This window comes from Shewanella sp. KT0246 (genome assembly GCF_019654955.1).
In the GTDB taxonomy this organism is placed as follows: Bacteria; Pseudomonadota; Gammaproteobacteria; order Enterobacterales; family Shewanellaceae; genus Shewanella; species Shewanella goraebulensis.
Window position 1 is genome coordinate 23,946 of record NZ_BPEV01000044.1, and the last position, 10,867, is coordinate 34,812.

The window sequence follows — 10,867 nt, forward strand, 5'->3', positions numbered from 1 at the left end:
AACTCATTAAGCTTATCTAAAACATTTTAAAACAAAAATCATTCGCACTCTCTCATGCTCACTAATGGCTAGCTATAGCTTGCTAATAAGGATTCACGTTATAATTAACCTCAACATAATTGGAGAGTAACAACATGGCCAGAACAGCCGCAGCATTGCACATTTTAGTCAAACACAGACAACAAGCTGAAGATTTAATTAAACAACTTGAGAAAGGTGCAAAATTTGACGTGCTCGCTAAAAAACACTCTTCATGCCCATCAGGTAAAAATGGTGGTAACCTTGGCGAATTCAAAAAAGGCCAAATGGTGCCGCAGTTTGATAAAGTCTGTTTTACTGGTGAGCTTATCATCCCACACCTTGTAAAAACCAAATTCGGTTGGCATGTAATTAAAGTCTTATACCGTACCTAATTTTTCTATTGCACTTAATCTAAGCGCTTAATCTAAGCACTTAGTTTAAGTACTAAACCTAAGTACTGAGTTTAAGTACTAAACCTAAGCACTCTCCTCACTTTAAGGCTTGATCCTGCTTCTATGAATAAAGTATTTATTATTGGCTTGCCACGTACTGGCACAACTAGTGTCAGTGTTGCACTGCTTGAGCATGGATTTAAAGTGGCGCATATCGGATTAACTAAACGTGCTTTTGAAGTGGCAGATGTGGTGTCTGATGTGCCGTGTTTTTGCGATTACCCGCAATTAGACAAGATATTTCCTGATGCTAAATTTGTTTATATTGACCGCCCTGTCGAGTCTTGGGTCAGCTCAATACAAATGCTTCTAACAAAAATGGCACCCAACCTTGCTGACAAAACAGGTACCTTTCACCCAATCCTAAAACGTTGTTTTAAGCAGACATTTGGCGACTTAACTGCTGATGACTTATTGGATGAGGCTCGTTTAAGGCAATGTTATTTCAGCCACCAACAAGCAGTACTAAGTTATTTTGCAGGCAGAGATGATTTACTCACGATTAAGCTAAACGAACCCAATAGCTTGCAAACCTTATTGCAGTTTATCGGTGTAAGTGACGACAAAATTAACCTGCATGGTACAAAGGATTTCCCTGTACTTAATGTCGGGACTCATGTGGCTAGTTGGGGCGAGTATAAGCACCCAAATAAGGTGAATACCAATTTAGCAGGTCCTGAACATCGCAAATTTTTTGACTATCAACAATTAGGTTTACAGGTTTAAAGGCTGATTAAATTAATCATTTGTCATTATGTAACTTGCACGCATTTTGCTATAACTTACTTAACTTAGACTACTAATTAGCAGTCAAACAATTAGCCGTCATGCCCGCTCACTACGTTTAGCCAAAATGAGAATACAATGAACTCAAAATCTTTGCTCATCGCCCTCGCCTTGTTAATCACTTCTCCAATGTCATTTGCTGCCAGCATATTAGATCTTCCAAATAATGTTGAAGTAAAAATGCTCAATGGTAAAACTTACGATGGTGATGACGATATCGCGCTGACAGAAGGCACTAACCAAATCGTATTTCGATATGTGGTGAATTACCGCGACAGTGGTATGCAAACTCAATTTAATTCTAACGCCGTAGTGCTAACGTTCGATGCTAACAATGATCAATATGAACTTGAATTACCTAGTATACGCAATAAAAATGCAGCCAATAAATTCAATAAACAACCGGCCATGACGCTAACTAATAGCCAAGATAAATCAGTTAGCTTTAAAAGTGATGTGTTAGTAAAAGAAGGCTTACAAATAGGCCGAGACTATCCTGAAGAAATGGCTATTTATAACCAAAGCCAACTCGCTGCGTCTGTGACAGCTTTTGCACCAGTTGTAACGGCACCAATAGCCGCCACACCTGTAATAGCAACAACTCAAGCGACACTAGTGACTGAAACTCAAGTAGCTCCGATTCCAGCAGTGGTTGTAAAACCTAAAACTATCGCGGAAGATCAAGCCGAAATCAGCGAAATGCTCGATTACTGGTATAACAAAGCAAACCAAGACACCAAAGCAAAATTTAAGGCTAAAATTAATCAATAAGCCCTGCTTTAATTAACCTTAGCTTTAATCTTTTACTTATCCTAAATTGATTACTGCTTACCCTAACCCATCACCAAACTAACCATTATTGGTGTTGGGTTAAGCCGACTTGGCAGTAAATTCTCATACATACGCTCAATCATTCTGACTCACTGCGACTAGTGATTAGTGATTAGTACCCGCATACTGTTGACTGCACTTTTGTAAATGCACTTTTGTAAATGCACTTTTGTAAATGCACTCTTGTAATGGTTTATGGTAATCGCTTTCTAATAAACCATTAAGTGCACTAACTGATTCATTCTGCATTGCTTTCATATGCATTATTCAAAAAAACAGCTTTTAACAATTCAGTAACCTTGGTTATGATAGACAGGTCATTTTATAGGGTAACTCAACATGTCTGTCAGCCTTACCAAGGTTTTACAATCTAAACTCACTAAGTACACGCTTGCCAGCATACTTTTATTTTCGTCTGGAATTATATTGGCGGTGTACTGTGTTTTACGACTCAGTATGCCTAACTTGTCTGATAAATTAACCACTAACGCTATTACATCGCCAGTGACCATTGAGCGCGATACCTTAGGCACAGCCATTATTAGCGCCAGTAACCGTATTGATGCCTCCTACGCCATGGGCTATGCGCACAGCCAAGACCGTTTTTTTCAAATGGATTTACTGCGCCGAAACTCAGCTGGTGAATTATCTGAAATTTTCGGAAAAGCCGCATTAAAGCTTGATAAAAGCAGACGTTTTCATCAACTTCGTAAACGTGCCCAACGTATTTTTGAACAACTGCCAGAGCAAGATAGAGCTTCTTTAAGCGCATATGCTAAAGGTGTAAACCAAGCTTTAGCAGATCAAACAGTGCTGTCATTTGAGTACCTGCTGACAAACTCCTCACCGCGCGAGTGGCATGAAACCGATAGTTTATTGGTTATTTACAGCATGTACTTAGATTTACAGGGCAACACCATAAAACGTGATATGGCATTAACCCAATTACAGCAAGCTTTTGGCAACGACATGGTCGACTTCTTAATCCAACCAAGTCATCACCAAGCAGCATTAGACGACAGTCAAATCACCTTATATCAAGGCAGTATCCCTGAACTCGAAGAGCAGATTTTAATTAGTGCCCAGATCCAAGAGATTGAAGAACCGCTTGAAGTTGGAAGTAATAACTGGGCGGTCACGGGCAAGTTAACTGAGTCTGGCCGAGCCATGTTATCTGATGACATGCACTTATCATTTGCTGTGCCGATCATTTGGTATCGGGCTCAACTGAATTATCCTGATGCATTAAAAAACAACACAATGCAGCAAATCACTGGCGTGTCATTACCCGGTGCTCCAGCTATTGTTGTTGGCTCTAACGGTAAACTCGCTTGGGGCTTTACCAACAGCTATATAGATACCGCTGATTGGATAGAAATTAGCTCTGACACTGAAATAGAGTTGGAATACGAGCCTATCGACTTACCTGAAGACCAAATTAACTATACGGTTCAAGTATCAAAATATGGCCCAGTAAAAACCGTTGCAGGAATTAACTACGCATTATCATGGGTGGGTCATACAGATTACGCCGTCAACATGGCCCTATTATCATTGGAAACCGTCGACAGCGTAGAGCAAGCAGCAGCGCTTGCCACTCGAATAGGTATTCCTGCACAAAATATGTTGTTAGCAGACAATAAAGGTAATGCGGGGTGGAAAATCGCAGGTGCAGTACCATCACGTAACAATCCATCAGATACAGCCCAATCAACTACTGGTTACCAAATGGCTGATTGGCAGCAACAGCAAGCCGTTATGCCTGCAGTGATAAATCCTCAGAATCAACGAATTTGGACTGCTAACTCAAGAGTGCTATCCACACAGGAGCAATTACGATTCGGTGATGGTGGTTATGCTCTTGGCGCCAGAGCCGCTCAAATTCGTGACCGCTTAATGGCAAAAGACAGTTTTAATGAAGATGATTTTTACCAGCTACAGCTAGATAACGAAGCGCGCTTTTTAGTCCCTTGGCAGCAATACTTGCTTGAGGTATTGAGTGAACAGCCAGAAAAGTTCGCAGAAGATATTAAGCTAATTGCTAACTGGGGCAATTGTGCCTGTGCAGACTCTGTAGGTTACACCTTAGTCAGACATTTCAGAACCGCTATAATAGACCAAACCTTTGCACCAATTGAAACTGAACTTAAACAACGTGACAGCAGCTTATCGGTAGTAAAACGTTATTTAGAAACTCCTATGTGGCAATTACTTGAGCAAAAGCCGGCAAGTTGGATACCTAAAGAGCATGCTGACTGGCAAGCATTTTCAATCGCGGCTTATCAAACTTCAACCCAAAGCTTACTTGAGCAATACAGCCCAAAAGGCAAGCTTGCTGATTTACGCTGGGGCCAAGTTAATCAGTTAAAAATCCAACATCCATTTTCAAAACAGCTGCCACAATTAAGTCGCTGGTTAGATATGCCAATAATCGAAGGCTTTGGTGATAGCTTTATGCCAGCAGTGCAAGGTAAATCCTTTGGCGCATCGCAGCGCTTTATTGTTCAGCCAGGGGCTGAACAGGACGCCATCATGTCGATACCTGGCGGACAATCGGGTCATCCACTATCGCCTTATTACCGTAATGGTTTTGAGCAGTACGTAAAGCAGCAACACACGCCGTTATTACCGACTGAAATAGAACACACATTAGTGATAAAACCGCTAACGGATAATCAAGTGAATCTAACCCACACAGAAATGAAAGCACCTTAAATGAAAGCACCTTAAATTAAAGCACCTTATGTTAAAGCACCTTAAATTAAACAGGTTCACACTATCATTAAGCAATGAGCTACTCACTCGTTGCTTAATGTCTTTAATTACTGTCAAACGAATATCAATTAATCCAATACCAACAAAGCATAGATTATTTAAGCACTGACTTTTTAAGCGCTTATTCTTTAACGTTTATCATTAAACGCTTAACCTTTGACTCTGCAGGTAAAAGTTTAGGTATCTTATGGCAACATAGCTCACTACGACCGTTGCAACAGCCAATTCAATTCCTGCCAGTAAGCGCACCTGTTGAATATACTCATCTGCCATACCTATGCTTTCCATCCAAGTAACCATTTTAAATAACGCTGTAGCACCAATCACCATCGGAAAAGTAAAGGCGGCATAGCCTGGGCTAAACGGTAATCTGAGTAACTTAAAAAATGCCAGATAAATAATCGTGGTCATTAACACTGCAATGCCGAACAACAGGGCAATAATCACAGGTGAAGGCTCAGCAGTCACTGTTAAGTATCCCGCAAGCGATAAGCTAGCTGGCGCGGCTAAAATTGCCAATGTCGGCTTAGCTGCATCAGGGACTTCATGGGTGAACATCAATCGATAGATCATCATAGGCAGCATAATCGCGTAGGCAAACATGCCAAACACCAATGCCATATGGGCTAAGAAGGCTAAATGCGGATTACCTGAAAACGACACATCAGCAACTATTATCCCAACAGGCGGCACAAACCAACTTGGTACCATATGATGCAGCTCAAAAGCTTTAGCTCGGTGATATAAAAAGCTCACTAAAAATACAATATGAAGCCCTAAACCGATTAACCATAAAGCATCTCCAGCAAATGCTGAAAAATGCCAGAGTGAGCTCGATACTATCATTGTCGCCATAGCAAATGTTGGTACTACGCTACCCACTACAGGATGTGCTAAATCGTCACGTAATGTATGTGTGTGGATCAAAAACTTAACCGCTAAAACGAGTAATAATATGCTGGCAATGATCGCACTAACCCATTGGCCGTAGCCATTTATATCTGCAAGGCTTTCCCAACTCCAGCCTAAACTAGCAATGCCTAATGCAAGCCCTGCCATGGGGGTGGGTGCTGCCAGTAATTTAACTTTGGCGGTTTGTAACATAATCACCTCAATGTCGTTGATCTGTTTGCTCAATAAACGTTGGAGCAAACAAGCTGCCTTTTTCAATTAAGTTGATCTTACGCTTGCCAAACGTTTATTTATATCTAACAATTTAAAACCTAGGTTAAGTAATACTTAACATTTATAGTAATAAGGTTAATAAACCTCTAAGGCTCGCGTTATGTCAGCACATATCTCGTTCAAACAGCTCAATGTTTTCAATGCGATTACTCAGCACAAAACGCTCACCGCTGCTGCTGAAACATTATTTGTCTCAAAAGCGGCTGTCAGTTTGTCGTTAGCCGAACTAGAAAAACAACTCGGTCACCCGTTATTTGACCGAGTAAATAACCGCTTAATCTTGAATCAAGAAGGACAGAAACTATTGCCGCTTGCAGATGAGTTAATTAACCGCTTATCACACATCAATAGCGTATTTAATGACAACCAAGAAATAACGGGACAACTACGGATCGGCAGCAGTGATACAGTAGGTAATCATTTAACGCCGAATATTCTCAGCGCTTTTAGAAAGCAATATCAGCACTCATCCCAAAGTTTGTTTGTATCTAATTCAGCCCATATCTGCCAAAAGCTATTAGATTTTGAGTTAGACATTGCCCTAATTGAAGGCATACACCATCACCCAGATATTATTTCTATCCCTTTTAGCCATGATCAAATGTGTGTGATTAGCGCCCCTTCTCACCCTTTAGCAATGCAAAGCACTGTTAAACTTATTGAACTTGAACAAAGCCAGTGGGTGCTTCGAGAACAAGGCTCGGGCTCACGAGACTGCTTTATGAAAAACTTATCACCTCATATTCAGCACTGGCACCAAAGCGTTGAGCTCAATACCACAGAAGCGTTAATTAACTCAGTCGCAGCTGGATTAGGATTTGGCTGCTTATCCAATATTGCAGCAAAGTACGCACTAGAGAGTCAGCGAGTTAGTAAACTGAATGTGGACGTTGATATGCCAAGAGAATTCTGGATATTGATCCACAAAGATAAATACCAAAGCCCTTTGCTAAAGACGTTCATGGAGTTTTGTGTGGATTGGGGAAAGGAGAAATAGCTATTGTTTTTATATTGGCTATGAGGTTAATTAGAGTATTTAGTAGGGAGTGAGCACCTAGTTTGGCTGACTTGCTTTTATGTAAATCAGTAAAAAGGGCAATGCGGTTGCTCCCTTTCATCGGCAGTGGATGAAGTGTGAATTAAGACTTAGTAAATCTCAATTGTTAGAACACCAAGAGTTGAGTTTTAAGTTAAGTGTGCTAAAAGTAACCAATAAAAACAACAGTACCGATATGATCGGTATTCAAGTCCCAGCAAACACCCTTACAACAAATGCCATAAGGAATCGCTTATTTCAAAGCATATTATTATCTTCGATGGTGTATGTAACCTTTGCAATGGCGCTGTCAACTTCATCATCAAACGCGACCATAAAGATTTGTTTGTATTTACACCAATGCAGAGTACAACTGCGCAAAAACTAATAAGCAAGCATCAGCTTGAAGATGTTGGTTTTGATTCGTTTATTTTGATAAAAAATGATGAATATTTACTGCGAAGTGATGCTGCTTTAGAAGTTACCAAAGACCTCTCCGGTTATTGGTATTTATGTAGAATTTTTAAAATACTCCCCGCTGGGTTCAGGGATTACTTTTATCGAATAATAGCTAAAAACCGCTACCGCCTTTTTGGCAAAAAGGATTCTTGTATGCTCCCAACACCCGCAGTCAAAAATAAGTTTTTAGATTAACTGCTTAAACTAACCTCTTAGGTTGTCTGCTTAGATTAGCTTTTCTGCAAAGTCTCGAACAAGATCTTAGCATAGTCTCGAACAAGACTACTGACCTTCAACAGCTTTCACAGTTACGCGTTCTTGGTTTGATAATCGAATTTGAATGCCATCAACTGTGGTGATGCGCTGGGCTTCAATGTCTTTTTTGCGAACTTGATAGCTAGCAGACATGGCTTCAACTGGAGAGGAAATCGTGACTTCAACGATGGTGTTATCGTCATACCAAGTCCAGCCCCAAAAGCCTGCAGAGGCGAGCATAGACACAGCGATCATCGCATACATAACTGCGCGACTAAAAAATGGCGAGCTTTCAACAGCAAGCGCTTCTCTGCGGCTTACTTTACTGCCTCTTCCACTTCGTAAATACGTAAAAGCACCCACTATTACTAATAGTGTGACTAAAATTTGTGTCAGCACGTTAAGGTCCACCTATTGTTAATTCACCATAATTATACTGTGTTTTGATTAATTTAACGTTATCTAGCACACAGCAATATAATGAATTTATAAGGCGCTTAAAGAAGAGTCAAAATGTAAATGCACACATCCTTATGCGCAAGAGAGTGGAACAAGGGAGGAGTAATGAATATATTGCGATTTAAAAATCGTAACGCAAACCAATACTGACAATTCTGTCATCAAAATCAGAGTATTGTTTCACATCAAATTCACCTATTTCTGTATGAACTCGCGTCGATTTTGAAATGCGATATTCAGCGCCAATCGCCCATTGGCTTACTTCTGGCACAATATCAGCAGCTTCACCTAATGAGTCATAAACTCGGCCTGCAATCTTACCCGTACCAGAGTCATCAGTACCGTATTGCGCTTTAAGCAATAGCTTATCAATTTGGTATTTAGCACTGATAATAAAACCCGCACCATCACGTTGTTCCCAGTTAACTTTATTTGGATTAACTAATTCAGATGTTTGGTAAATCGACCCCAACATTAAGTTATTAATTTTGTATTGCACAACACCACGGAAGCCTTTGATATCTTCAACACCATCGGTATATGCAGCAGCTAGATACAAGTTACTGCTTTTAAAATGCTTGTCACCATAGGTTACTACAGCTTGGTAATTACCATTATCACGACGAATATCGCCTTCTTCATAGTAATTGTCCTCCATGATGTAACTCGCACCAAACTGCAGGTTATTCCATTTTGCTGTCCTATATAAAAGCGAGTCGCCCCAACGCTTATCACCAGCAAATAGGCGGTCATGCTTCATTGAATACATGTCCATAGCATCTGCTGTACCTTTGGCCATTTTAAATACAGGGTCAATACGACCTGCTGAAAGTTGGCCAAATGATGAATGTTTAATCCCTAAAAATGTTGGTCGAGAAGAAAAAGGATTGCTGCCTTTATCTTGAGAACCACCATTAACACCCACTTCTATTTGATAAAAAACACTAAAATCTTGATTAAGCGCGGTACTGCCTTTTACCCCTAAACGACTCCAGTTATTTTCTAAAACTGTGCCACTTTTACCGTTATGAGTGGCGCTACCACTGTCTGAGTTAGTGATTGAATAGTCAATACGACCATATACATCTAAACTATCAGTGAAACTTTCTGCTGCCATAACAGGCGAACTAAGAACACCCATTGCTACTGCTGTTAATACACATTTTTTCATCTTGCATCTCTCTTCATCGATTTTGAAAAGACATGACGATCCTGACCATTGATTGTAGAACCGTCATCTCAATAAATTACGGTTTTTTGTGTTCTACAATCACGTCATCAGCACGCATTTGTTTGTATAGAATGTCAGCTTGACTTAGATATATATCCCAAGAATTAGAACGCTTAGTAAAGCCAGTTGAAGCATAGCTTCCTGAGTCACCGGTTGCTGGAAGGTCATTGATATCAAATAGCGAACCGCCTTGCTGTAAATGCGCATTCAATCCATCTATCATCACGTTAAAACCAATACGCGCAGGCTCTACATAATTAATTGAATCGTATTTAGACTGGCGGTAAAACTTCTTCAATGATGCATCTTTAATTTGTGCTTTTTCATCTGCAAAGATCTCATCAAAGTGGCCTTTTACAATTTGCTTAGTATTGGTATCTACCACTAAACGAAGCATTGCTGTTACGCCAGTCCATTGACCTTTTTTATCCAACAGTTTTTCAGAATGCTGATAGAACTTGTAATGGCTACTTTGCGCTTGAATTTGGTCATAAAGCTTAGCTGTAAGCGGGATCATAGATTGCTGAATACTGTTAGATGCACCTGCAACAATATCAATACCCTGATACTTTAAACGGTTAGGTTGCTTAAGTTTATTAGCTAATTTAGGGTCGTAATCTGGGTTTAATTCGAAGGTTAACTTGTCTTGTTCAACCATCATTTTTTCCATGGTCAATGCAGACTGAACCCAAGCAGTACCTTTTTTCTTACCCATTGAGAAGTTGTACTCAGACATACGCTTTGGTACATCTTGGTACATACGGGTGTAGTAGTTAGGACGGCCGCTCTCCTGAAACTCAGCTAGAATGACATCATTCTTATCAGCTGAACTGGTTACGATCGTCATGCTCCCCATATGACCTTGACGGAAACGTGCTTCTTCGTAGTAATAGTCACCACTGATTAAGCCCAGCTTAGGCTGAATCGACCACTTGAGTTTAAAGTCATCGTTAGCAGACTCATCTTTAGAACCGACAGATTCATATGCTGGCGTCGAGCCATCAGCTCTAGGAAGTTTATTGATTGCTTCAAGAATGCCGTTTGATGAGTAGGTTGCACCTGAAACAGCATCAATACCTTCATGGCCATTGTTTGCAACCACCTTTGTCAGTAAGCGTTCAGCATTTAAGAAAAGAGACTCAGTTTCGTTATGAGATTTGGTTTTTATATCTGTAATATTGCCATTACTAACATGTACTTCTAGAACAATTTGACTCTTTTTGCCCTTAGCTTGTACATCATGAACACCATCAACATATTTACCTTGAGGTGTTGATGTTGCACAGCCTAACGTCATTAATGAAGCAAAACTGATTGCGCTATAAATAAAACTCTTCTTAAAACTTTTGCTATTTATCATTTCTAATGCCTTCAACA

10 protein-coding genes are annotated in these 10,867 nt (G+C 40.1%); 6 read left to right on the forward strand and 4 right to left on the reverse strand.

All coding sequences use genetic code 11. The features are described from left to right. Positions 1 to 134: 134 nt before the first annotated feature. From K5Q58_RS17880 to K5Q58_RS17895, 4 genes are all read left to right on the forward strand, one after another. Entirely contained in the window at positions 135 to 413 is a 279-nt protein-coding gene (locus tag K5Q58_RS17880; protein WP_220755215.1) for a peptidylprolyl isomerase, read from the forward strand. Between the two features lie 123 nt (positions 414 to 536). Next, positions 537 to 1,199, forward strand: coding sequence for a sulfotransferase family protein (locus K5Q58_RS17885; protein ID WP_220755216.1), 663 nt, complete (start codon positions 537 to 539; stop codon positions 1,197 to 1,199). A 138-nt stretch (positions 1,200 to 1,337) separates the two neighbouring features. Continuing rightward, on the forward strand, positions 1,338 to 2,030 hold the full coding sequence (locus tag K5Q58_RS17890) for a DUF2057 domain-containing protein (protein WP_220755217.1): 693 nt from the start codon (positions 1,338 to 1,340) through the stop codon (positions 2,028 to 2,030). A gap of 516 nt (positions 2,031 to 2,546) precedes the next feature. Next, positions 2,547 to 4,805, forward strand: a complete 2,259-nt coding sequence (locus tag K5Q58_RS17895; RefSeq protein WP_259651384.1) for a penicillin acylase family protein — start codon at positions 2,547 to 2,549, stop codon at positions 4,803 to 4,805. A 201-nt stretch (positions 4,806 to 5,006) separates the two neighbouring features. Here K5Q58_RS17895 and K5Q58_RS17900 read toward each other — a convergent pair whose 3' ends face one another. Further along, entirely contained in the window at positions 5,007 to 5,969 is a 963-nt protein-coding gene (locus tag K5Q58_RS17900) for a TDT family transporter (protein ID WP_220755224.1), read from the reverse strand. Between the two features lie 181 nt (positions 5,970 to 6,150). Between K5Q58_RS17900 and K5Q58_RS17905 the strand changes: the two genes are divergently transcribed. Further along, positions 6,151 to 7,047: a LysR family transcriptional regulator gene (locus K5Q58_RS17905; RefSeq protein ID WP_220755219.1), complete on the forward strand. Its 897-nt coding sequence runs from the start codon at positions 6,151 to 6,153 to the stop codon at positions 7,045 to 7,047. Positions 7,048 to 7,359: 312 nt separating this feature from the next. Next, on the forward strand, positions 7,360 to 7,740 hold the full coding sequence (locus K5Q58_RS17910) for a thiol-disulfide oxidoreductase DCC family protein (protein WP_259651385.1): 381 nt from the start codon (positions 7,360 to 7,362) through the stop codon (positions 7,738 to 7,740). 87 nt (positions 7,741 to 7,827) lie between these two features. Here the strand turns inward: K5Q58_RS17910 and K5Q58_RS17915 are convergent, their stop codons facing one another. The 3 genes from K5Q58_RS17915 to K5Q58_RS17925 all read right to left on the reverse strand — a co-directional run bounded on the left by K5Q58_RS17915 (position 7,828) and on the right by K5Q58_RS17925 (position 10,850). Continuing rightward, the gene (locus tag K5Q58_RS17915) at positions 7,828 to 8,199 is read right to left on the reverse strand and encodes a hypothetical protein (RefSeq protein ID WP_220755220.1); all 372 of its coding nucleotides are present in this window, start codon (positions 8,197 to 8,199) and stop codon (positions 7,828 to 7,830) included. 181 nt (positions 8,200 to 8,380) lie between these two features. Next, complete coding sequence (locus tag K5Q58_RS17920; RefSeq protein WP_220755221.1) at positions 8,381 to 9,430, reverse strand: porin; 1,050 nt, start codon at positions 9,428 to 9,430, stop codon at positions 8,381 to 8,383. Positions 9,431 to 9,506: 76 nt separating this feature from the next. Next, entirely contained in the window at positions 9,507 to 10,850 is a 1,344-nt protein-coding gene (locus tag K5Q58_RS17925; protein WP_220755226.1) for an FMN-binding protein, read from the reverse strand. Positions 10,851 to 10,867 lie beyond the last annotated feature (17 nt).